This window comes from Vibrio hepatarius (genome assembly GCF_001274785.1).
GTDB lineage: Bacteria > Pseudomonadota > Gammaproteobacteria > Enterobacterales > Vibrionaceae > Vibrio > Vibrio hepatarius.
On the sequence record NZ_LHPI01000001.1, the window covers coordinates 818408 to 842126 of the forward strand.

Consider the following 23719-nt stretch of genomic DNA (forward strand, 5'->3'; position numbering starts at 1 on the left):
CTATTGTTATCCTCAGCTGAGCCGTTAGAATCCTCCGATAACTTTTTTCTTCATTTTCGCTATGCCCAAATTAAACTTGTCTCAAAACGGTACTACCTCGATCTTTGAACAAGGTCCTGACACGGATAAGTTAGAACAATTACTCGAACCTCATTTTGAACGCCCTTCCCTGCGCTTGACACCAAGCCCATATATTTCAGAGAAGAACCTCACCAAGCGCTGGCAAAAACTGGAATCCTTAACTGACCAAGATGCGCTGCTTGATGAGCAATCAAAAACTAACGCCGAGCTATACAATAAGAACATCGAACATTTCATCGGCACCGTTAAGTTACCTGTCGGTATTGCTGGACCACTTCGCGTCAATGGTTTGTATGCCAACAAAGATTATTTAGTACCACTCGCGACGACCGAAGCCGCACTCGTTGCTTCGTACAATCGTGGCGCTCAACTGATTACCGCCGCTGGTGGTGCAAGTGCGATGCTATTAAACGAAGGTGTCACTCGTACGCCCGTATTTGCCTTTGAGCGCTTAGCAGACGCCGGACAGTTCGTGGCATGGGTGGTTACTCAGTACGACCACTTTAAACAGGTCGCTGAATCAACGACATCACACGGTAAGCTGCACGACATCAACGTCAATATCGACGGTAACCAAGTTTATCTGGTGTTTGAGTTTCACACTGGCGATGCGTCCGGTCAAAACATGGTAACCATCGCGACGCACAAAGTGTTTCATTACATTCTTGAGCATGCGCCTATCGAACCGAGAGAAGCGTTTTTGGATGGCAATCTCTCAGGAGATAAAAAGCCCAATACCCACACTTTACGCCATGTGCGCGGTAAGAAAGTATCTGCCGATGTTCATTTGTCTCGCGAGTTGGTCAAGAAGTACCTCCACACCACGCCAGAAAAGATGGTTAAATTCGGCCAAATGACAACAACAGGTTCAGCCCTTAGCGGCGGAATTGGCGTGAATGCCCATTATGCCAATGCGCTTGCCGCGTTATACATCGCATGCGGACAAGACGCGGCGTGCGTAGCCGAATCAGCGATTGGTATGACGCGCATGGAAATCAACGAACAAGGCGGCTTGTATGCGTGTGTTACCTTGCCAAACCTGATGCTAGGCACCGTTGGCGGCGGGACTGGATTACCGAGTCAAAAGGCGTGTTTAGATATTTTGGGCTTACACGGTAGTGGCAATGCAAAAGCATTGGCTGAAGTGGCCGCGAGCCTTTGCTTAGCGGGTGAGCTATCAATTGTCGGCGCATTCTGCGCGGATCATTTCACCCGAGCCCATCAAAAACTCGCAAGATAAAAAATGGAGAGCTTAGCTCTCCATTTTCTTTACTCGTCCAATAACCTTAAGGTTGATGGTAAAAGTTCTCTTTAAAGTGAATCATCGCTTTGTTCAGGGCGAGCTCTTTTATCGGTTTGACCAAGACATAATCCGCGCCGCTGGTGATAAACGCCTGCTTGGTGTCTTGCATCCCATCGGCAGTACAAGCATATATTGGTGTTGATAGGCGCAGTTCATCACGTATGATTCGTGTCGCTTCGATACCACCTAAGTTAGGTAACTGATTGTCCATCATGATCAGCGCGATATCGTCATTCTCTTTCAAGTATTCAATCGCGTTACGCCCATCCTGAACCCAGGTGACTGTCATGCCATATTTCTCACAGAAAGCTTTGGCAATAAAAGCATTGGTGTGGTTATCTTCAACAAGTAGCACCTGTAGTGACTCATCAAACATTTCAGACGGCTCAATCAAAAGCGTACGTTGCTCTTGGTCGCGCTCGCCATTAATAATATCGATCGGCAGCGTGATAAATACGCGTGTACCTTGGTCAACTTGGCTGATGATATCGATCTGGCCGTTCATCAACTCCACTAAGCTATGCACGATAGCCAAGCCCAAGCCACTGCCGCCGTACTCACGAGTGGTGGTCGATTCCGCTTGGGTAAATGGCTCAAAGATCGCGGTCAACTGGCTCTCATCGATACCAATACCGGTATCCTCAACTTCCATTTCCAGCAGATGTTGGCTCTCTTTCTCAACGCATCGAATCACCACGTTTACTTCACCTTTATGAGTAAATTTAATCGCGTTGCTGACCAGATTAAATAGAATCTGATTAAGTCGTACCAGATCGCTGTCCGCCCACGTGTCTTCGCTGAACTCACGTGTCATCTTGAGTGCAATGCCTTTTTCACAGCAGAGCGGACGGAAGATATTTTCTGCGGTATTCACCAGCTCCACTAAACGAAATTCACTGTGTTGAATGTGGAACTTACCTTGCTCGATCTTCGAGAAATCGAGGATATCGTTCAATACCGCGAGCAGATGTTCGCCACTATTACAAAGCACATCAACATGCTCTAGCGCGTGCTTATCTTGTAATTGATGTTTCAACAGTTGTGACACACCCAAAATGCCGTTAAGTGGCGTTCTTAACTCATGGCTCATCTTCGCGAGGAAATCTGCGCGTACTCTTGCTGATTCTTCCGCTTCTTCTTTGGCCGCCTGACTCTGCTTTTCCGCTTCAACAAAACTGGTTACGTCCTGCCCGAGCGCCATCACTTGATTGGTTGAGTCATCGCTGATGATTGGTGACAGATTCCAACGGAAGGTTTTGCCGTTGATAGTGGTGTTTACGCCCGTCAGTGTCGCACCTTGGGCACACATGCGAATATGGTGACGCAACTCAGCCAGCAGACAACTTTTGACTTTTTCGTCTTTAAAACTGCGCTCAGCCGCTGGGTTGTAACGAATCAGCTCGCCTTCTTTGTTCCAAAGCGTGATTGGCGAAAGCGAAAAATTAAATAGATCGGCGAACTGCTTGTCACGTTCATCAAGACGCTTGAATGACAGCTCAAAGCTTTCACCAATGCGATGAAACTCTTCAATTGCCGAGCCTTCAAAGTTAACCGCGTGCTGGCTTTTAAGCGTCGACTTGATGTAAAGCATCAGCTTTTCGAGCTCTACCGATACACGCTTACCTAGCCAAAGTCGGGTATAGACAGCAAAGAACGCAATTAGCACGCCAGTGAAGACCATCCATAGATATTGGTTCTGAACAAAGCTGTCAATGTGCTCATTACCTTGGATGTTGTAGACAGAAAGAAACGTAGGCGCGTTCGAAATGGTTAAATCTGTGCGTGAAACCAAGTAACGACTCGCGTTGATCGATTTAAGCGACTGCTCTAACCATTCGATGTGGCGGGTGTCTTCTGGTTTGGTGCTCGATGCAATAATTTCAGAGCCAACCGCAAGAAAAAGCTCGTCAGCGTTACTGCCCGAAGCCAGCACATTAACCAACGAATAGTTGTTGTTTAGCACAACGCCGATGTAGAGATGCGCGACGACCTCACCGGTTTTCATGTCAACGACAGGTGTTCTACGTACCATCAAGTAATGTGTTCCCATCGATGATGGTACTTGTGCGACATGCCAGTCGCTGCCAACCACAATATCTCTACTGATGACGGTTAAGCGAGCGCCTTCGATACCATAGAACTGCGAGTTGCCATCGTCCCAAACCACGCCGTCGCTGGTAGTGAGAAAGCGAAGATCAGGCGACAAGTTGGGTAAAACATGGTCTAAACCTGAGAAAAAACGGTCGACACCGACACTGTCTTCGGCGTGGATTGCGTCAACCAAAGGCTCGCTTCGGCTATAGCTGTCTTGCTGTATTTCTAATGATTTGAGGTGAAAGTTGAAGATTTCCTGAACAAGGCTTTGTGTTTGAGTTTTGGTACGAGCGACCTCTTGAGCTACAACTTCTCGGTTGACCTGATAGTTTTGCAGCATCATGACTAGTATCAACACAGCAATAGTCAAAAAGATCGAGTTAGTGAGAAGCGTAGCTAACTGATGTGAGTTCCTACGCTTAAATAATATTCTCATTATTGTTCAGAGTACCTGAATGCCCGTTGCTTGAGTTTCTCGATTGCCTGCGGTGTATCTTCCGAGGTCACCAATTCAAAATCTCCCGAGTAAATGTGTGGCACGCTCTTACCTTCAAGATCCCATTTGATCGCTTCTGCCATCGCTACGCCAGTATCATCATTCATACGCATAACCGTGACATCCAGTTCACCTTTCGCAATCGCTTCAAGTTCTGCCGTACCACCACCCCAGCCGTTTAGGATAATGTCTTCTCGGCCAAGTTCTTTTAACGCATCTGCAGCGCCTAACGCGACATCAGTAGAACAAGCGTAAATAAAGTGTAGTTCAGGGTCTTTTTTCAACGCGTTTATCGCTGCCTCACGGCCGGATTCTCTTGTCGCTGACGTGTAAAACGATGACGACAACTTGTACCCGTTGTGGTGGCTCATCTCTTCGATAAACGTATCGCCACGAGCGTAACTGATGTAGCCTTCTGAGAAATACAGTACCGAATAGCGACTATCGTCGTCCATACGACTCTTGTAGTACTCCTCTAACATTTGAGTGCCGTTAAGGTGGTCGAAACCTACATACATAAATGGTCGTTGCTCGGTCCAAGCTCTCACCGGTGTGGTGATATTCTGCAGAATAAGTTTGGTATCCGTCGAGCTCATCACGTGCTCAATGAACTTACGATGACGAGTAGAATCAAGAGTGAAGATCAGGTAATCCGCGTCGTTTTTAATTGCGGCAAGTAGAGAAAGGCTTTGTTGTCTAACATCAACGCTTGGCCTAGTGAAGACTTGGTTGATCTCATACCGAATACCGAGCTTTTCCATCCTCGCTTCAAAAGCGCGAATATTTCTGCTCCAGTAATCGGACACTTGATGCCCAGGATAAACAACCGCGATAGATATCGGCTTATCTTGTTTAATGGATATCGGCGTTGGAGGCTGTCTGACAGCGCTGGCCAACTCATCGGTTAATGCTTTTTGTGCCGGATAGGCTTCCAGATACTCATCGTATTGCCAATAGCCATTCAATACTTGAGTGGTATGAGCGTATGACGTCAAAGTAAAAAGGGAAAGAAGAGAGAACTGCAATGCTTTGAACATTAGGATATTATCCACCCCCGCTATGAGAATAGAGTCAGTATAATAAATCAAACCAATGATGGTAGCGGTAAAGCATGAGAATGCTGCTAAATGTTCAATTTACAGACAATATTGAGTAGATTTAGGGACATTACGCCGGATAACGACTATTCGCCTATTGAAAACAGAACGAAATCGCGCGCAACTACAGTGAAACTACGGCAAAAAGTTCTAATTCTCCCCTGACCAAACGCTCTTTGGTTGATTTAGGAAGCTTTTTAATTTGGTGTTCTACTTTGGATGCTTCGCTGCGTGACGTACCTGCAAGGTTGTGCCACACCAGTTGCAGAGGTCCTTTACCCTTTAGCGCTTTGGCGCCTTTACCACTGGTATGTTGCGAAAATCTGCGCTCTACATCGGTCGTGATACCACAATAAAGCGCATTTGATCGAGTGCGGATCAAATAGACATGCCAATCCGCACTGCGTTGAGAAATCTCTTGAGACATTAATCTGTCAGTTGTTCCACGAGCGCACGCAGCTCAGCTAACTCTTCTTTCAGTGCGCTTACTTCTGCTTCCAGTGCCTCAATGCGTTCATTGTCGCCACCTTGTACTGGCGCTGCCGCAGTTGCAAAAGACTCGACATCGACTTCACCACTGAATAGGTGCATATAGCGAGACTCACGTTTACCCGGCTCACGCGGCAACTTAACCACTAAAGCACCTTCTTCGCGGCTTGCCATTTTCTCCAATACCGCTTCTACTTCTTTTACGTCAGAGAACTCGGCTAAGCGATTTGTACGAGTACGAAGCTCGCCCGGTGTTTGTGGTCCACGCAGCAACAAACAACAAGTAATGCCCTTTTCTTGTTTTGAAAGCTTGAGATCGCCAAATTCGGTATTGCAGAAACGATGTTGAAACTTGCTAGCGCGGCTGTTGAAACCACTTTCATCACTCACTAATCGGCGCGCAATCAAACCATCCACGGCTTGCTGCACGTCAGTATCGCTTAACGCCATAACAGGTTCACGGTTACTTTTTTGATTACATGCAGCAGTCAGGCTGTTTAGCGTCAGTGGATAATAGTCAGGAGTGGTAACTTCTTTCTCGATCAGACAGCCAATAACACGAGCTTCTACAGGGCTCAATTCAATATTCATTTTGCTTTCCTTATTATGTGCTTCCCAAGCGCCTAGTGCTCAGAAAGTATAGCGACCCTTTTCATATTCCCGTCTTCATCAATCAGCACGATTTTAGTACGGTTCAATTCAACTTCAGTGATTTCTTGTCTTTTTCGTTCGTCGCGATATGCAACCTCAAGTCGACTTGCAGGTTTTGGCGTTTGCTCGCTTTCTTCTTGATGAACAATGATATCAGACGTTCGCATCTTGTTGCGCAAATGGTTAATGAGAATGCACAAATCATATATCGATCATTGCTTGCTAACAATCACCTGACAAACGGTTGCCTATAAAAGCGTCAACATACTGGAATGATTGATCTAAAGGCTGTTATCAACCTGCATGTTGTGATTTAATCATTGGTAGTTAAGTGAAAAAATTAGGAAAGGAACCTATGAGTGGTGTATTTGAGATCGTAGCTCAGGCTCGTCGTAAAAATAAACTCAAGCGTGAGCTAATCGATAACGAGAAAAAAGTCCGCGATAACCGCAAACGTGTTGACCTTCTTGAAAACCTGCTTGATTACATCAAGCCAGAAATGACGCACGACGAAATCGTTGGCATCGTTAAGAATATGAAGGCGGACTACGAAGATCGTGTTGATGATCACATCATCAAGAGCGCTGAGATTTCAAAAGAACGTCGTGAAATCAGCCGTCGCATCCGCGAACTGACTGAAGCAGACAAACAAGTTCTACAAGGCAAACGTAAGTAGTCTTAGTTAAACTGATCATTAATAAAACCTGCACGCACCCGTGCAGGTTTTTTCTTTTTTAAACCATTCTGTTGGCTTTCGGAGAATCAACACTTTTAGTTATTACAATTCAGTTAATAGCGTTAAACGTTTGCGTAATCGCTAACCTTCTCCGTTAGAATATTTGGGGCTTTTATCACAGTTTTGCCCCTGATATATTTCACCACAGATAATCATTTAGACCATTCGAGGCACGGAGCTTCCTCATTAATCTCAAGAAGAGAAGAAATGGTACCGATAAACCATCGGCAAACTTTTAGAGGGTCAAATTATGGATATGGTTGAAATTTTAGGCTACGCAGCTTCTATCATGGTGGCTATTTCTCTAACCATGAAAGACATTGTTAAGCTACGTGTTCTTAACTTTATTGGCTGTGCACTCTTTACTGCATACGGCCTAATGATTGATGCATGGCCAGTTGTAGTCACTAACGGCTTCATTGCATGCGTGAACGTATACTTCCTAGCAAAAATGCAAAGTGAAAAAAAAAGTAGTGAAGTGAAAAACGCCGCTTAAAACAGTTTTAAAACCAAAAGCCCTGGATAAACATCCGGGGCTTTTGCTATTTAGAGAATTTGTATTGGTTTAACTGACGTATCTAATCAGTTATCTGAGACAATCAGTAGCAACTCAACTCGTCGATTGCACGCTTTACCCATCGACGTTGAGTTAGAACATGCTGGTACGTACTCGCCATACCCACGAGTAAAAATCGACTGTTTTGACACTCGATTTCTCACCAATTGCTGTTTAACCGCATTAGCGCGTCTTTCAGATAATCCATCATTAAACTTAGCCGCACCGGTGCTGTCTGAGTGACCATCAATCACGATGTCGATGCCACGCTGTGTCGCCAAGAAGCTACCGAGCATATTTAGCCAGTAAGCAGAATCGGCTTTGACTTGGGAAGAGCCCGTGTTGAAATTAACCGTATCTTTAAGTTTAACCATCATGTGGTTACCCGGTAACAGCTCATAGGCAACGCCGCTTCTCGAGAGAAACTGTTGCAAGTCATTGTATTCATTAGCAGCTACTGGCATTGAACGCGAAGCCGGTTGAATACCCGTCACCATTTTTTGTGGTGCATAACCCCATTCTGGGTATCGAAGCTCAGCATCAGACTTAGGTGCCGTTTCCAGCAAGTCTTCTGTCATATTTGATACGTTCCTTGCCATATCTGCGCAGCCAGACAGCAATACGAGCAGAGGTAAAGCTAAGTATTTCATCTCTCCACCATGAGGTTAATTTCGATACTCTTTCTATATCGGCCAAAATTCAAAACCTTTAGTGATATTTTAGTCGCCCGCGTCAACTTCTCCCACTCTCCTTGATTGAAACAATTTGCTAAGCATTTGACGGTATTTCCTATTTCGTTCTGATGATCGAAAGAGTAAAATTCGTCTAACTTTTCACGCGTAATTATTCACTTAATGACGCTTACAACGAGAACAAACTATGAAAAAGCTATTTTCTCTTTTCGCTATTTCGCTGGCTGCGTTATTAGTAGGCTGTTCAGACAACAATGTGCCTCAAGAAGGACAACAGTTTCAGCAATTACCTGACAACCTATCGACTTACCGCCTTCCTCAAGTGACTGAAGTTTTCTCTTTAAACTGTGGTCACTGCCGTAAGATGGAAGAGGTTATTCCACAGCTTGAAGAGTTAACAAATCAGTCAATCGGCAAAGTGCATGTAACTTTCAATGAAAGCGCGCAAGTTGGCGCTATGATTTACTACACAGCTGAAATGCAGTTAGGTGGTAAACCTGATCACGACATGATGACTGAGCTATTTGCTGCTGTTCAGTTGGGTGACGGCTCAACGCTAACAGAGAAGAAAGAAGCGATTGATCAAGTGTTCCATTCACGTGATCTAATTAGCCCATATGAGCTAGACGAAGCGCAGCAAACTCAACTATTTAAAGCAATGCACTTAGCGGATGAAATTACGCAAAAAGGCGAGATCAACGGTGTACCAACATTTATCGTAAACGGTAAGTACATGGTTATCACTTCAGGCCACCAAGATGAGCAAGGCATTGCGAACACCATCAATTACCTAATCAACCAAAACAAATAACCGGACTCTACAAATGTCGAAGATTATTTTTCCCCTCGTTATCTTTATCCTTGCAGGCTTTATGATTTACCGTACTTGGACAAATCATAAAGCGAGCGAAGAGAACTTTGCTGTTGGTCAGGCATTCTTGTTAGAGAACGCCAAGAAAGAAGGCGTTGTGACAACAGAAAGTGGCTTGCAATACGAAGTGATCACGAAAGGTGAAGGTACAGAACACCCTACGGCGAACAGCACGGTGAATGTTCATTATCACGGTATGTTAATCGACGGTACTGTTTTCGACAGTTCTGTTGACCGTGGTGAGCCAATCAGCTTCAAGCTGAACCAAGTGATCAAAGGCTGGCAAGAAGGTCTCACTTACATGTCTCCTGGCGATAAGTTCCGTTTGTTTATCCCAAGCCCGCTGGCTTACGGAAAAAATGGCACGGGTCCTATCCCACCAGCAGCCACTCTGATTTTTGAAGTAGAATTGCTTGAAATTAAATAAGCGATCAAAAAAAGCCAATCACTCGTGATTGGCTTTTTACTGTGAGAGCGAATAGCCGATTAAGCTTCGCTTACACAGTACTTGCCTAGCTTAGTGTTGATGAAATCAACGTCTGCAGTATGGAATTCATCCAGAGGTAGCTCGTCTGGTTTCAGCCATTTAAACGCCTGACGTCTTTCTGAATCAACAACTTTTGGTTTCACTTGCTCACTCGCTCTAAAGACCGCGTAGTAAATTCGACCACCAAAATCGTTAATCCCCGCAAACGTCGCTACGTGGTTAAGACCTTCCAAATGAGTTTCTTCATAGAGTTTACGAACCGAAGCATCAGTGCCTGTTTCGTTCTCTAGCACTTCACCACCAGGGAATTCAACTACCACTCCCTTCGCAGCTTTCTGCCTTTCTTGTACTAACACTTTCCCATTTCTGACGACTACGGCCATAGATAAGTGTTTCATTCCATACTCCTTTCACTTTGTGCGATCTCATATCAGACAGCCTCGCTGAGATAGAGACTTCCATGATTCACGCTCGATTGCGGGAGCATGATATATCAATGCTCACATTGATGCTTATGGGCTAACTCACATTTATGATTTTGAGGCACAAAAAAACCGGTACCTTTTCAGATACCGGTTTAACAAACGGAGCAAATCTTACTTATGTTTTTCTTGAACGTACTTGCGAGCGACGTCAACAACCGCGACATCTTTGAAGAAACTACGTCCTAGTAATAACGGGAAAGTAAGATGAGTACGGTCCGTTAGCGTGAATTCAGTTTTCGCTTCTAAATCACCGATTTGAATCCAAGCTTCAACGACCGCACGGCGATGCGTGCCATCCGCACTTGATTGACGAATTTTCACCCAACGTTCTACAGGTAGAGCCAACTCCTTGCTCTTAATTCCGTCGTGTTCAATCTTGAACTTAACCCAGTCTTTACCATCACGCTCAAAAGGAGTGATATCTACCGCGCTGATAGAAGACGTTGTTGCACCTGTATCAATACGAGCGTCGAAGTTTTCATCAAGACCTTTGACATACACCCACTCTTGTTCACCAAGAATTAGTTTACCGTCACTAGTCTTCTCTGCTTTTAGTACAATTTCTGGTTGCTCGGTTTTCTCAGTAGGTTTCTCGACTGGCTTTTGTTCAACGGTAGAACATGCCATCAAGCTGCCACCTAAAAGTAATGCGACCAGAGCTTTCCAAGATTGATTCATCTAACCACCTAGTATTTTGACGAGACATACACAAAACAAATCAGGCTCGTATTTACGAGCCTGATTTCATAATTTAGCACACTTTTACAATCGCTTCAGCCACATACGGAATATCTTTTTCCGTTAAGCCAGCAATGTTGATGCGCCCATCGCCAACACCATAAATCCCGAACTGCTCTCGCAGTTGCGCCATTTGATCTTGGCTGAAGCCGAGTACCGTAAACATACCCTTATGGCTCTCAATGAAATCAAATTGTGACGTATTGTGTGAATTTCTCAATTCATCGCACAATGTTTGACGCAGGTTTAACAAGCGCTGTTGCATTTCACTCAACTCTTGCTTCCAAATCGTGGTTAGCTCTTGATTTTGAAGAATTGTTTTCACCAATGCAGCACCGTGGTCAGGCGGCATAGTGTAAGTCGCACGCGCTAGAGTCAGTAGTTTACCTTTCGCGTTGGTTACGTCTTGAACTGACTTGCCCACTACAATCGCCGCGCCAGTACGCTCGCGGTACAGACCGAAGTTTTTAGAGCATGACGTTGTAATCAGCATTTCTTCAACGTTATCTGCCATGTAACGCAGACCTTTTGCGTCTTCCTCAAGGCCATCACCAAAGCCTTGGTATGCGATATCAACAAATGGAATAAACCCATTTTTCTGCGATAGCTCGGTAATTACTTTCCACGCGTCAAAGTCAATGTCAGCCCCCGTTGGGTTATGACAACAACCGTGTAGCAATACCACATCATCAGGACCAGCATGAGACAAATCAGCCAGCATACGCGCGCTATCAACTTGCTTAGTTTGTGGGCTAAAGTAGTTGTAGTGCTTAACCTTAAGGCCTGCAGCTTCCATGACTGGACGGTGGTTAACGTAGCTTGGGTTCGAAATCCAAACCGTTGTGTTTGGATTGGCGACTTTCATTAAGTCGCCCAGCATACGAAGTGCACCACTCGCACCTGGAGTTTGGATCGCTGCAACACGGTCCATTGCTGACGTGCCTGTAAGTAACAAGTCAACCATGCTTTGGTTAAACTCTTCACATCCAGCCAAGCCAACATAAGATTTGGTTTTTTGCGTTTCTACAACGATATCTTGCGCTTTAGAAATAGCCTGCATGATTGGCGTTTCGCCTTGGCTATTTTTGTAAACACCAATACCCAAATCCACTTTTTCAGGACGCGGGTCATTGCGGTACGCAACAGAGAGAGAAAGAATAGGATCCAGTGTTGGAGTCGGTAAATTAGAAAACATGAAAGTCACAACCCTTTGAAATTCAAGCGATGGCTACACGTTATCATCTAATTAACATAACTAGAAATAAAATTTTATCCAGTTCAAGAAAAACAGAATATCAGCCTGAATTATTTAACAAGTTATTAACTTTTAATCGCGCCGCAGAATATTTCTCTACCCTTCCCCCTAGCTTTCAGAGCTAGAGTTTAAAGCGATGGATAATTTGATTTGAGCTGCCTCGCCACTCAAGGTTGAGGTCCTTTTTGTCTTGCTCAAATTTACCGTCAATCAAAACATCAATATACTCAGTGACTTCGCGCTGCTTCTCATCCAGCTCGTCCAGCGTATAGCCCGTCCAGACCCAAATATCCTTTTCTGGACATTCGCTGCGTACACGCTTAACCAACTTTAAAATGTCGGCAACATTGGCAGGATGGAGCGGATCACCACCAGACAAAGAAAGACCGCGACGTTGAATTCGCTCATCATTTAAGTCGGCGATGATTCGATCTTCCGCTTCCTGCGTGAATAACACGCCAGAGTCCAAACGCTGAGTGGATTGGTTGTAACAGCCTTTGCATTGGTGGACACAACCCGAAACAAACAAAGTACAACGTGTTCCCGGACCATTAACAACGTCAACTGGATAGTATTGATGGAAATTCATAGCGGCGCTTAGCAAGAAAAGCCCACATTAGGGCTTGAATGAATCTCGGTCGATGCCTTAATACTTATCAAAACATCGACCGCGGTAGTTTAGGTGCTCTGCAGGTAGTTTAGTTTCCTCGCAGAACACACGGTGACTAAAGGTGTTTAACTCGGCGTTTCACTTCTTCTTGTTTGCCGAAGTTAAATGGACGTGCATCCGGACTACCTAAATAACCGCATACACGACGTGTTACGGAGACTTTGGTTGAATCGTGATTGCCACAGCTTGGGCAAGTAAAGCCTTTACTGGTACATTCAAATTCACCCATGTAGCCACATTCGTAACACTCGTCGATCGGTGTATTCGTCCCGTAATAAGGAACGCGTGAGTAGCTGTAATCCCAAACATTTTCTAGCGCTTCAATATTGCGCTGCATGTTCGGAAATTCACCGTAACAGATAAAGCCACCACTAGAGATATGCGGGTATGGCATCTCAAAGTCGATCTTATCGTATGGGTTTACTTTCTTTTCTACGTCCAAGTGGAAACTGTTGGTGTAGTAACCTTTGTCAGTCACGCCCTCTAACACACCAAACTCTTTAGTATCAATGCGGCAGAAACGACTACATAAGTTCTCACTAGGCGTACCGTACAAACTGTATCCGTAACCTGACTCTTCCGCCCATTTGTTTACCGCATCTTTCAGATACTTGATGATTGAGACTGCTTTTTCACGCAGCTCACCATCATCGTAAACATGCTTATCGGTACCAAATAGTGCGTTAATCGTTTCGTGTACACCGATGTAACCAAGTGAGATTGATGAACGACCATTTTTAAAAATATTTGCAATTGGTTCGTCTGCTTTCAGGCGAATACCGCATGCACCTTCCATGTAAAGGATTGGCGCAACGCGTGCTTTAACATTTTCTAGACGAGAAATACGCGTTTCTAGGGCGCGACGAGCAAGCTCAAGTTTTTCATCCAATAGCGCGTAGAACTTCGCTTCATCTCCCTTGGCGCGAATCGCGATACGTGGCAAGTTCAAGCTCACAACACCAAGGTTGTTACGGCCTTCGTGGATAAGCTCGCCGTTTTCTTCATAAGTACCTAAAAAGCTACGGCATCCCATCGGTGTTTTGAATGAACCAGTCACTTCAACTACTTTGTCGTAGTTAAGGATATCTGGGTACATACGTTTAGACGCACACTCAAGCGCAAGTTGCTTGATGTCGTAGTTAGGGTCACCCGCTTTGTGGTTCAAACCATCTTTAATACCAAACACCAATTTTGGGAACACGGCGGTTTTACGGTTTTTACCCAAACCAGCTATGCGGTTTTTAAGAATCGATGTTTGGATAAGACGTGACGCCCAACTGGTGCCTAAGCCGAAACCAAAAGTGACAAATGGCGTCTGGCCGTTTGCGGTATGAAGTGTGTTGACTTCATACTCTAAAGATTGGAAAGCGTCGTAACACTCTTTCTCAGTACGTGCGCGCGCGAACGATTCTGGATCATGAATATCCCACTCTTTAGCAATGTCCAAATGCTTCTCGTAGCTGGTCATTACGTAAGGTTCCAGCACTTCGTCGATGCGGTTGATGGTTGTACCACCGTAAATGTGACTCGCCACCTGAGCAATAATCTGCGCGGTAACCGCCGTCGCGGTTGAAATCGATTTTGGTGTATCGATTTCAGCGTTACCCATTTTAAAGCCATGAGTCAGCATGCCTTTTAGGTCTATCAGCATGCAGTTGAACATAGGGAAGAAAGGTGCGTAATCCAAATCGTGGTAGTGAATATCCCCTTGCTCATGTGCTTGCACGATGTCACGTGGAAGAATGTGCGTTTTCGCGTAGTGCTTAGCAACAATACCTGCCAACAAATCACGTTGAGTCGGGATCACTTTCCCGTCTTTGTTTGCGTTTTCATTGATAAGATCGACGTTGCTTTCTTCGATCAGACCTTCGATTTCGCGCGTGAGTGCGCTTTGTTTCTCACGTGCTATATCGCGGTCATGGCGATATTCGATGTACGAACGCGCAAGTGACTTGTACGGACCTTGCATCAATTCGTTTTCAACTAGGGTTTGGATTTCCGTGATATGAACTTCATCGTGATCTTTCAATTGCAGTTCAACGGCCAGAGCAACATTAAGTGCATAAATTGCGATCTCTTTGTCGACATGCTCAGCTGCTGCTTCAACTGCCGCTTGAATGCGATCCCTGCTAAACGGGGCTCTTGAGCCATCACGTTTGATTACGATTGGTTTCACCTTCTCTCCTTACCCTTAGCATACTCACAGAGTTATCCACAAAGACACTATATAGGGTTGTTTATTGTATTTTTGACACTATATGTTGTGGCGTATTTAACGAGATGCACAGATGAAAAGTATTGATATTGATCAATAAAAACAGCCCATCGATTAAGATCAAATCGAAGTTAGTGGCACCGATCTCGTTTGAAAAGAAAACCATGAAATTTGTAATTTTGGACTTTTTCCTCTTGAAATTTTTGCAGGTCTTATAGGATAAAGGGTCAATGTAGACAAAGGAGCATGTCGATATGTCAGTGGCTAAAATTTGTTCGCTTGTAGTGAGTATTTTGATGCTGTGGATTATTTGTCCGATCAGCGCAACAGCGACCACATTTACCTCATGGAATATTGAATGGTTGAGCTCGTCGCCTTCCGCTAAATTTTCTGAATCGCATCGAAGTGCAACTGATGTTCAAAAGCTCAACCAACACTTCATAAAAACGAAAAGTGAAGTACTTGCATTCCAAGAGGTCAATGACCCACAAATCATTGGCGATGTTGTCGGCTCAGATTACCAACTGTTCTTCTCTGACCGCAGCCAGCGCTCTAACCGCTATCTTCAATTCGATGACATCAACCAATACACCGGCTTTGCAGTCAAAAGAGGTATCCCAACTTCAGACCCTGTAGACTTTCCACTTGATACTCAATCGGGGAGCAAACTTCGATTTGCAACGTATATCGTGCTTTACCCTAACTCAGAGCAGCCTATTCATGCTCTCTCTGTCCATTTGAAAGCGCGTTGCGCTGGCGCATACCGCAATGACCGCCACTGTAAAACGCTAAAATCCCAAGGCGGCGTGCTAAACAAATGGATAAAAGAACGAGAGCATCAAAACCAAGCTTATGTCATCTTAGGAGACTTCAACCACAACCTCAGTTATTCAGGCGATTGGTTGTGGCAAAGCATAACTAAAAGTACAAATGCTTCGCTTGCTACTCAGCTTACATCAGCAGACTGCAAGGTACGCTCGCGTAAACAGCCAAACAAAACCCACCAATTCCGTTCGTTGATTGATCATATTATCGTCAGCGACAAACTAACCGCTTCCAACGTTCAACAAGTCACCTTCAACACGAATCAAGTGCTCTCATATCACTTGAGTGACCACTGTCCGATTCAAGCGATCATCAAATAAGACAAAGCCCCGTATAATTCGGGGCTTTGTTTTGGCGGCTGATAACTTTATCGACTTGACGCTTATAAGCGGGATTTCATCACCACGTAATAGAGCACTGGGATAACTAATAGCGTTAAGACGGTGGAAACGAAGATACCGAAAATCAAGCTGATCGCGAGTCCATTGAAGATGGGGTCGTCAAGAATGAACACCGCGCCAATCATCGCCGCAAGGGCTGTCAGCATAATCGGCTTAGCACGGACAGCAGCCGATTGAATCACCGCTTCGGCAAACTCTACCCCTTCATCGACCTGTTGGTTGATAAAATCCACCAGCAAGATGGAATTGCGCACAATAATACCCGCCAGCGCTATCATGCCTATCATAGATGTTGCGGTGAACTGTGCGCCAAGTAACGCGTGCCCTGGCATCACACCAATAATCGTCAAAGGGATGGGAGCCATAATAATAAGCGGCACAAGATAAGACTTAAACTGCGCCACTACCAGTAGGTAAATCAAGACCATACCAACAGCGTAAGCAATGCCCATATCACGGAATGTCTCGTAGGTAATCGTCCATTCCCCATCCCATAGAACAGAAATCCCGTCCAGCCCATCAGGTTGATTGATGTAGTACTGCTCGAGATTCATCTGCGAGTCTAGTGCGCTACCGATGTTAAACATCCCATACAACGGGCTATCAAGCGAACCAGACATATCACCAACAACCATTACCATCGGTACCATGTTCTTGTGGACAATATAGTCATCCATGCGTGTCTGACGCACTTCAACCAAATCCGATAATGGATAGGTATTTCCAGTTTGACTCGCAACTTTCATATTCAAGACCTGCTCTAAACGTACTTTCGCCGTTTCACTCGCCTGAATTTGAATTGGAACCGGATACTTGTGGTGTTCTCCGTGTAAGTACGTTATTGGCTTGCCACCAACAGCCGTCGCCAATGCATCCACAATCGACGCGTAAGGGACTTGGTAATGCGCCGCTTTGCTTCTATCGATCACCACTTGCCATTTTTGATGGGCTTCCGGCAGATACATATCCACATCGACGATATCCTCCGTCGCGCGGAATATCTCTCGCACTTGTCGCGCCGCTTGTTGGCGAAGCTCTGGTGTCGGTGCATACACTTCCGCAAGAATCGGTGACCACACTGGTGGACCCGGCGGCACTTCAACCACTTTAACTTTACCGCCAAAGCGCTCAGCGACTTGGTTTAGCGTAGGTCTAATTGCGGACGCTATCGCGTGACTATCTCGGTCCCGTTCTTTTCGACTAACCAGATTGACCTGAATATCACCCTGATTCGATTGACTGCGCATAAAGTAGTGACGAACCAGACCATTAAAGTTGATGGGCGCAGCAGTTCCGCTGTAGATCTGATATCCAGTCACTTCCGCGACGTTATTCAACTCCTCACCCATTTCAAACAGGACACGCTGCGTACGCTCTAGTGACGTCCCTTCTGACATATCCAGTACGACTTGGAACTCCGATTTGTTGTCAAATGGCAGCATCTTGAGCACAACCGCCTGAAATACAGGCAACATGATTGAACCAACAATTAACGCCAATATTGCCAGTAGCAACATAAATCGATTTCGACCTTGGGCTTTAGCAGTCACAAACGGAGCCATAATTTTATGGAAGATGGAATTTGCAGCTGCGCCCTCGTGATGAACCACAGGTTTGAGGAAATGACGCGCTAACCAAGGCGATACCACAAACGCAACCACCAGCGAAATCAACATCCCCATTGAGGCATTAATAGGGATCGGGCTCATGTATGGCCCCATCAAACCGCTCACAAACGCCATAGGTAACAACGCAGCAATCACTGTTAGCGTTGCAAGTATGGTTGGCTCACCCACCTCATCAACGGCGACAGGGATGAGTTCGTTAAGCGCTTGCTTACCCTTTGACATATGGCGATGAATATTTTCAACCACAACGATGGCATCATCGACCAAAATACCGATAGAGAATATCAGTGCGAATAGCGATACGCGGTTAAGCGTGAATCCCCATGCCCAAGACGCAAACAGAGTGATCATTAGCGTTACCACAATGGCAAACCCCACCACCAACGCTTCACGCCAGCCCATCGTAATTAACACAAGAAGCACAACGGCGGTTGTTGCAAAGGCAAGTTTACCGATCAGGGTATTGCTTTTGTCGGCGGCGGTTTTACCGTAATCACGGGTGATTTCAACGTCGATATCCTGGGGTATCAACTGATTCTCGAGTTCAGCAAGGCGGCTTTCTATTGCGTTAGCAACGTTCACCGCATTCTCACCACTTTTCTTGGCTATCGCGATAGTAACCGCTGGATAAATACCGGACTTGTCACTCGTCCATACATTTTGCGATGGTGTGTCAGTTCCCAGCTTTATCTCAGCAACGTCCTCAAGATAGACAGCGGTGTTGTTGTGCAAACCCACAACTAACTGTTTTACTTCCTCGACTCGCGTTAGAAACTGTCCGACCTGCACTGGAAACTCTTGGTTGTCGTGCGTAATGCGCAGCATCGCTGAACTGGTATTGGCGGCAGGAAGGTGTTGATTTAGCTGGTCAAGAGTGATGCCAAACGCGTTCATTTTTGCGGGGTCAAGGCGCACATCCACAATGGTATTGTGGCCACCAACGGTATAGATATCACGAGTACCTTTGATGCGCTTTAGCTCGGTTTCTAAACCATGCGCCACTTGAGTAAGTTGTTGCTGGTCGATGTGACCAGAGCGATCAGACAGCGTAATGCTGACAATCGGCACATCCTCAATCCCTTTCGGTTTAATAATCGGCTCACCGACTCCAACGCCTTGCGGCATCCAATCTTTGTTCGAGTAAAGTTTATTGTAAATACGCACCACTGCGTCGTTACGGCTCACACCCACTTCAAAGATCGCGACGATCATCGCACCGTCGGGTTGGGAGAAAGAATAAAGCTTATCAAGACCTTGAATCTCTGAAATCACCTGTTCTGCAGGCGTGGTCACAAGGCTTTCGACTTCGGCCGGAGAAGCGCCTGGAAATGGGATGTAAACATCAGCAAAGGTAACGTCGATCTGCGGTTCTTCTTCTTTAGGGGTGATAATCACCGCAAACAACCCCATTAACAGCCCAACAAGCGCTAGCAATGGAGTCATGGCTGAGTTCTGAAAGGCCGCCGCTATGCGACCCGAGATACCGAGTCGATTATCCATAATTACTTCCCTTCTATCGCTAAAGCAACGCTGGAAATTACATCCCCTTCTTCTAACCCTGAAAGGACTTCAACGTAATCACCGTATTCCTGACCTAAACGAACCGGATTCAGTACACGCTTATCGCCATTCACGCGATATACCGACGTCAATTCCGCGCGGCGCACCACCGATGAATTAGGGATCAACAAGGTGTTTTTCTCACCGTAACGAAACTCAGTCTTGACCCACATTCCCGGTACGAGGGATTCTAGGTTTTCAGGAAGCTGCAAACGCATTTTGAAGGTGTGAGATTGCGGGTCAGCGTAACTGAAGAGGCTGAACTCGGTTGGCGCAATTCGCTTCCCTTGGGGTGCAACAACATCAAACTGAGCAACGTTTTCGACATCACTTTGGTAACGTTGAGGGATTTCGGTTTCCACACGCAATTGATCGAGCGAAAAGCCACTTAATAGCGGTGTGCCTGGAGCGACAGTTTCGCCCAGTTCAACATGGCGCTTGGTAACGACGCCATCATAGGGCGCGGTGACACTTGTATAACCAAGCGATTCTTTAGCCTGTGCGACATTGGCTTGTGCGGATTTAACCGCAGCGGCAGCAGTTCGCGCGCGCGCTTCGGCACTGTCCATTTGATCGCGTGATATTGCACCTTTGGGGAAAAGTTGTCGATAACGGGCAACTTGAGCTTGCGCCTCGCGATTTTGCGCATTGGCACTGGCTAATTGAGCTTGCGCCGCATCCAATGAGGCTGATTGTTGAACAGCGCTGATTTCTAAAAGCACAGCGCCTTGTTTGACGTAGTCATTGACATCAACGTGCAATCCCACCACTCGACCAGAAGTTTGTGCAGCGACAGTTCCCTGATTAACAGCCTGCACAACGCCATCAAGATGGATAATCTGCGGAAGTGGTTCAATTTTAACCGTATATTGCCCACTGTTTTGTTGCGCCATCACATGGCCAGATGCAGCCAATGCAACAGCGATACTCCAAGTAATCAATTTCATTGCACCACTCCTTGTGCAGACATATTCCACTTACAGCGATTAGCTACGATGCGGTTTGAGTCTGTGATTCACGATTGTTTTTCATGCCAATCAACAAGTTTGTCATTCCTAGGCCAACCATCATGCTGGCAAAGAAGATCCAAACGCCCGGATTACCGAGAGCCAAACTTGACAACGCAGGCCCAGGACACACGCCAGCAATACCCCAACCCAAACCGAAAATCGCTGCACCACTCACTAAGCGAGAGTCGATGGTTTTGCTTTTTGCTAAACAAAACTCTTCTGCAACTAGCGGCTTTTGCTTCGGTTTAATGATCAGGAAATAGCTTGGCATAAACACCATCAACGCTCCGCCCATCACAAACGCTAAACTCGGGTCCCACGCACCAGCTACATCCAAAAACCCAATCACTTTTGCTGGATCAGCCATGCCTGAGATGATCATGCCTAAACCAAATAAAAAACCAGCCACCAACGACGTTAAACGAAACACCAACTTATTCATTTTTATACCTACTAGGAGTTAAATCAGATGAAGACGAACAAAAACCGTTACCGCCGCAACAAACATGAATACGCAGGTTGCAACCATTGAGCGTTTGGACAGACGTCCGATGCCACATATTCCATGTCCGCTGGTACAACCGTTACCCAGTCTTGTACCAATCCCCACTAATAAACCCGCTAGCGCCAATACAAGCGTACTGCTCGAATATTCAGTCGGTACTTCACCAGCGAACACTAAGACTCCGATAACACCGCCTGATACCATTCCTAGGGCAAACAACAAACGCCACGCAAAATCTTTTGATTTAGGCGTGAGCAACCCCGTCATAATGCCGCTAATACCAGCGACTTTTCCGTTTAACAGCAACATAATCGTCGCTGAAATCCCTAATAAAATGCCTCCTGCAAGCGATTCCCAAGGAATACTGAAAGCCATATCTACCTCTTAATTGTTCAAACTACGCGCCACAAAATGTGGACTGCAAACTATGGATCAGTTGAATGACTCGCGGGTCATTCAACGAATAAAAAACTTGCTGAGACTCTTTACGAGCTTTAATTAGCCCGTACTTACGCAAAACCGTTAAATGCTGGGAAAACGCAGACTGACTCAACGACGAACCATTCTGCAATGTACCGACACCCACCTCACCTTTGGTAAGCTGACAAAGCACCATCAATCGTTCAGGATGGGCCATAACTTTTAACAGTTCGGCGGCTTCTACTGCTTTCTTTTGCATTTCTGCCATATTCACAGCGACATCAACCATGACTCACCTCGATTAATACATTTACATTAGATAATACTAAACAATATTAATTAGTCAATTCTAATTTAGATTGTTTAAATTTAGATAAATTAACATTAGACTTTTCTAATTTATACCTCTATAGTGGTTGACATCAGGGGAAACGGATTCGTAAGGAGAACGATTATGACTCTTGAAAATGCAGTACGTGTATTCGCCGGAAGCATGGTGTTGCTTTCTGTTGTCTTAACCGTCACTGTACACAGTGGCTTTATATGGTTAACCGTATTTATAGGGGCAAACTTAATCCAAAGTGCTTTCACTGGCATTTGTCCTGCGGCGTTTTTCCTTAAAAAATTAGGCTTTCATTAACGGAGTTCCAAATGACTAAGATTCTTATTGTTGGTGGTGTAGCTGGTGGTGCTTCTGCTGCTGCTCGTGCGCGTCGTTTAAGTGAAGATGCAGAGATCATCATGTTCGAGCGAGGCCCTTTTGTTTCGTTCGCGAACTGTGGCCTTCCTTACCATATCGGTGGTGATATCCAAGAACGCAGCAAATTGCTCCTGCAAACACCTGAAAGTTTCTTAGCGCGTTTTAACGTCGATGTTCGTGTAATGAATGAAGTCGTCAGTATCGACCGCCACAATAAATCAGTAACGGTGAAAAACTTAGTGGATGGTAGTGAGTACAGTGAAAGTTACGACTTTCTACTACTCAGCCCAGGTGCAGGCCCTGTTGTTCCACCGATTCCAGGAATCGATAACCCGCTGACTCATTCATTACGCAACATTCCGGATATGGATCGCATCATCCAAACCATCCAAATGAACAAGCCTGAACACGCAACGGTTGTGGGTGGCGGTTTTATCGGACTTGAGATGATGGAAGCTTTCCACCAACTGGGGATTAAAACCACATTGATTGAAATGGCCGATCAAGTCATGACACCTGTTGACCGTGAAATGGCAGGTTTTGCCCATGCAGAAATTCGTCAAAAAGGTATCAATTTAAAACTGGGCGTTGCCCTTCAATCTGTGGAGTACATCCCTAATGACCATATCGCTAGCGTTGGTTCAGGTGAAAGCGAAGAACACCAACACATTGAAGGTGAACTTAACTTAACGCTAAACAATGGTGAATCGCTAACCACCGATATTCTAATTATGGCGATCGGTGTTCGACCAGAAACCAAACTCGCGGCAGAAGCCGGGCTTCAAATCGGTGAGCTTGGCGGCATCTACACCAATGAAATGATGCAGACTAGCGATCCTGCTATTTACGCGGTTGGTGATGCAGTTGAAGAGAAAGATTTTGTCACTGGTGCACAAACGTTAGTTCCGCTGGCTGGTCCGGCTAACCGCCAAGGTCGTATGGCCGCAGACAATATGCTGGGACGTAACGAAACCTATCAAGGAACACAAGGCACGGCTATTTGTAAGATCTTCGACCTAGCCGTCGCTTCTACTGGTAAAAACGAGAAGCAACTTAAGCGCGATGGCGTTGAGTACGAAAAGGTTTATGTACATACCGCGAGTCATGCAAGTTACTACCCTGGTGCAGAAATCGTGTCGTTTAAAATGTTGTTTGATCCGAAAAACGGCAAAATTTTCGGCGCGCAAGCCGTTGGTAAAGATGGCGTAGATAAACGTATTGATGTTATGGCTGTCGCACAACGCGCAGGCATGACGGTTGAGCAGTTGCAACACCTAGAGTTGACGTACGCGCCACCATACGGCAGCGCAAAAGACGTTATCAACCAAGCTGCATTCGTCGCGAGCAACCTAATTAAAGGCGACGCGAAAGCCATTCATTACGGTGAGATTTGTGACTTAAGCGAAGACCAGATCTTACTTGATGTCCGCAACCCAGGTGAACTAGAAGCGGTCGGTTGTTTAGCGGGCGCTATCAACATCCCAGTCGACCAACTACGCCAACGCATGGGCGAGTTACCAAAAGACAAAGAGATCATTATCTACTGTCAGGTTGGCTTACGCGGGAATGTCGCTTATCGCCAGTTGGTCAATAACGGCTACAAGGCGCGTAACCTGATTGGTGGCTACCGCACATATAAGTTTGCTCACGCTTAAGCAACCAGCTGTAAAATAATAGAAAACAACGGGGACGAATCATTTCGTCCCCGTTTATTTTTTCTGCATTCGGTGTACCAATTTGAAGTGACTCGAAAG

Annotated in this window: 24 protein-coding genes; 8 read left to right on the plus strand and 16 right to left on the minus strand. The window is 45.6% G+C overall.

Translation table 11 applies throughout. From position 1 onward, the window contains the following. Window positions 1–61: 61 nt before the first annotated feature. Window positions 62–1321, plus strand: a complete 1260-nt coding sequence (locus AKJ31_RS03660) for a hydroxymethylglutaryl-CoA reductase (RefSeq protein ID WP_053407718.1) — start codon at window positions 62–64, stop codon at window positions 1319–1321. 46 nt (window positions 1322–1367) lie between these two features. Here the strand turns inward: AKJ31_RS03660 and luxQ are convergent, their stop codons facing one another. From luxQ to AKJ31_RS03685, 5 genes are all read right to left on the minus strand, one after another. Beyond that, the gene (gene luxQ, locus AKJ31_RS03665; protein ID WP_053407719.1) at window positions 1368–3914 is read right to left on the minus strand and encodes a quorum-sensing autoinducer 2 sensor kinase/phosphatase LuxQ; all 2547 of its coding nucleotides are present in this window, start codon (window positions 3912–3914) and stop codon (window positions 1368–1370) included. Then, window positions 3914–5011 carry an autoinducer 2-binding periplasmic protein LuxP gene (locus tag AKJ31_RS03670; RefSeq protein WP_053407720.1) on the minus strand — a complete coding sequence of 366 codons (1098 nt, stop codon included), beginning with the start codon at window positions 5009–5011 and terminating at the stop codon, window positions 3914–3916. The genes luxQ and AKJ31_RS03670 overlap by 1 nt, the downstream gene beginning before the upstream one ends. A 184-nt stretch (window positions 5012–5195) precedes the next feature. After that, the gene (locus AKJ31_RS03675) at window positions 5196–5498 is read right to left on the minus strand and encodes a GIY-YIG nuclease family protein (protein WP_053407721.1); all 303 of its coding nucleotides are present in this window, start codon (window positions 5496–5498) and stop codon (window positions 5196–5198) included. After that, complete coding sequence (locus AKJ31_RS03680) at window positions 5498–6151, minus strand: YceH family protein (protein WP_053407722.1); 654 nt, start codon at window positions 6149–6151, stop codon at window positions 5498–5500. Before AKJ31_RS03680 ends, AKJ31_RS03675 begins: the two co-directional genes overlap by 1 nt. A 32-nt stretch (window positions 6152–6183) precedes the next feature. Next, window positions 6184–6378, minus strand: coding sequence for a hypothetical protein (locus tag AKJ31_RS03685; RefSeq protein ID WP_053407723.1), 195 nt, complete (start codon window positions 6376–6378; stop codon window positions 6184–6186). 188 nt (window positions 6379–6566) lie between these two features. Between AKJ31_RS03685 and AKJ31_RS03690 the strand changes: the two genes are divergently transcribed. Both AKJ31_RS03690 and AKJ31_RS03695 read left to right on the plus strand, forming a co-directional pair. Beyond that, the gene (locus tag AKJ31_RS03690; RefSeq protein WP_053407724.1) at window positions 6567–6887 is read left to right on the plus strand and encodes a DUF496 family protein; all 321 of its coding nucleotides are present in this window, start codon (window positions 6567–6569) and stop codon (window positions 6885–6887) included. A 310-nt stretch (window positions 6888–7197) separates the two neighbouring features. Then, the gene (locus tag AKJ31_RS03695) at window positions 7198–7443 is read left to right on the plus strand and encodes a YgjV family protein (RefSeq protein ID WP_053407725.1); all 246 of its coding nucleotides are present in this window, start codon (window positions 7198–7200) and stop codon (window positions 7441–7443) included. Between the two features lie 86 nt (window positions 7444–7529). Here the strand turns inward: AKJ31_RS03695 and AKJ31_RS03700 are convergent, their stop codons facing one another. After that, entirely contained in the window at window positions 7530–8153 is a 624-nt protein-coding gene (locus tag AKJ31_RS03700) for an OmpA family protein (protein ID WP_053407726.1), read from the minus strand. A 229-nt stretch (window positions 8154–8382) separates the two neighbouring features. On the opposite strand from AKJ31_RS03700, the gene AKJ31_RS03705 reads away from it, so the two are divergent. Together AKJ31_RS03705 and bamJ are read left to right on the plus strand one after the other, a co-directional pair. Beyond that, window positions 8383–9006, plus strand: coding sequence for a thiol:disulfide interchange protein DsbA/DsbL (locus tag AKJ31_RS03705; protein WP_053407727.1), 624 nt, complete (start codon window positions 8383–8385; stop codon window positions 9004–9006). Window positions 9007–9019: 13 nt separating this feature from the next. Next, window positions 9020–9493 carry a BamJ family beta-barrel-assembly machinery protein gene (gene bamJ, locus AKJ31_RS03710; RefSeq protein ID WP_053407728.1) on the plus strand — a complete coding sequence of 158 codons (474 nt, stop codon included), beginning with the start codon at window positions 9020–9022 and terminating at the stop codon, window positions 9491–9493. Window positions 9494–9552: 59 nt separating this feature from the next. Here the strand turns inward: bamJ and AKJ31_RS03715 are convergent, their stop codons facing one another. The 5 genes from AKJ31_RS03715 to nrdD all read right to left on the minus strand — a co-directional run bounded on the left by AKJ31_RS03715 (window position 9553) and on the right by nrdD (window position 14877). Next, window positions 9553–9951 carry an NUDIX hydrolase gene (locus AKJ31_RS03715; protein WP_053407729.1) on the minus strand — a complete coding sequence of 133 codons (399 nt, stop codon included), beginning with the start codon at window positions 9949–9951 and terminating at the stop codon, window positions 9553–9555. Between the two features lie 198 nt (window positions 9952–10149). Continuing rightward, window positions 10150–10716 carry an ATP-dependent zinc protease family protein gene (locus AKJ31_RS03720; protein ID WP_053407730.1) on the minus strand — a complete coding sequence of 189 codons (567 nt, stop codon included), beginning with the start codon at window positions 10714–10716 and terminating at the stop codon, window positions 10150–10152. A 73-nt stretch (window positions 10717–10789) separates the two neighbouring features. Further along, window positions 10790–11971 (minus strand): amino acid aminotransferase, encoded by a 1182-nt coding sequence (locus AKJ31_RS03725; protein ID WP_053407731.1) that lies wholly within the window; start codon window positions 11969–11971, stop codon window positions 10790–10792. 181 nt (window positions 11972–12152) lie between these two features. Next, entirely contained in the window at window positions 12153–12620 is a 468-nt protein-coding gene (gene nrdG / locus AKJ31_RS03730) for an anaerobic ribonucleoside-triphosphate reductase-activating protein (RefSeq protein ID WP_053407732.1), read from the minus strand. 136 nt (window positions 12621–12756) lie between these two features. Further along, window positions 12757–14877 carry an anaerobic ribonucleoside-triphosphate reductase gene (gene nrdD / locus AKJ31_RS03735; protein WP_053407733.1) on the minus strand — a complete coding sequence of 707 codons (2121 nt, stop codon included), beginning with the start codon at window positions 14875–14877 and terminating at the stop codon, window positions 12757–12759. 293 nt (window positions 14878–15170) lie between these two features. Between nrdD and AKJ31_RS03740 the strand changes: the two genes are divergently transcribed. Next, on the plus strand, window positions 15171–16061 hold the full coding sequence (locus tag AKJ31_RS03740; RefSeq protein WP_053407734.1) for an endonuclease/exonuclease/phosphatase family protein: 891 nt from the start codon (window positions 15171–15173) through the stop codon (window positions 16059–16061). A gap of 62 nt (window positions 16062–16123) precedes the next feature. On the opposite strand, the gene AKJ31_RS03745 is transcribed toward AKJ31_RS03740, so the two are convergent. Genes AKJ31_RS03745 through AKJ31_RS03765 form a run of 5 tightly spaced genes read right to left on the minus strand, consistent with a single transcriptional unit; the run spans window position 16124 to window position 21554 of the window. Continuing rightward, the gene (locus AKJ31_RS03745; RefSeq protein WP_053407735.1) at window positions 16124–19270 is read right to left on the minus strand and encodes an efflux RND transporter permease subunit; all 3147 of its coding nucleotides are present in this window, start codon (window positions 19268–19270) and stop codon (window positions 16124–16126) included. Between the two features lie 2 nt (window positions 19271–19272). Further along, a complete protein-coding gene (locus tag AKJ31_RS03750; protein WP_053407736.1) occupies window positions 19273–20277 on the minus strand; it encodes an efflux RND transporter periplasmic adaptor subunit in 1005 nt (334 codons plus the stop codon). 43 nt (window positions 20278–20320) lie between these two features. Then, window positions 20321–20782, minus strand: coding sequence for a YeeE/YedE family protein (locus tag AKJ31_RS03755; protein ID WP_053407737.1), 462 nt, complete (start codon window positions 20780–20782; stop codon window positions 20321–20323). An 18-nt stretch (window positions 20783–20800) separates the two neighbouring features. Further along, window positions 20801–21220: a YeeE/YedE family protein gene (locus tag AKJ31_RS03760; RefSeq protein ID WP_053407738.1), complete on the minus strand. Its 420-nt coding sequence runs from the start codon at window positions 21218–21220 to the stop codon at window positions 20801–20803. A 22-nt stretch (window positions 21221–21242) separates the two neighbouring features. Then, a complete protein-coding gene (locus AKJ31_RS03765) occupies window positions 21243–21554 on the minus strand; it encodes an ArsR/SmtB family transcription factor (RefSeq protein ID WP_053407739.1) in 312 nt (103 codons plus the stop codon). Window positions 21555–21719: 165 nt separating this feature from the next. Between AKJ31_RS03765 and AKJ31_RS03770 the strand changes: the two genes are divergently transcribed. Next, window positions 21720–21905 carry a YgaP family membrane protein gene (locus AKJ31_RS03770; protein ID WP_053407740.1) on the plus strand — a complete coding sequence of 62 codons (186 nt, stop codon included), beginning with the start codon at window positions 21720–21722 and terminating at the stop codon, window positions 21903–21905. A gap of 11 nt (window positions 21906–21916) precedes the next feature. Further along, complete coding sequence (locus AKJ31_RS03775) at window positions 21917–23620, plus strand: FAD-dependent oxidoreductase (protein ID WP_053407741.1); 1704 nt, start codon at window positions 21917–21919, stop codon at window positions 23618–23620. Window positions 23621–23719 lie beyond the last annotated feature (99 nt).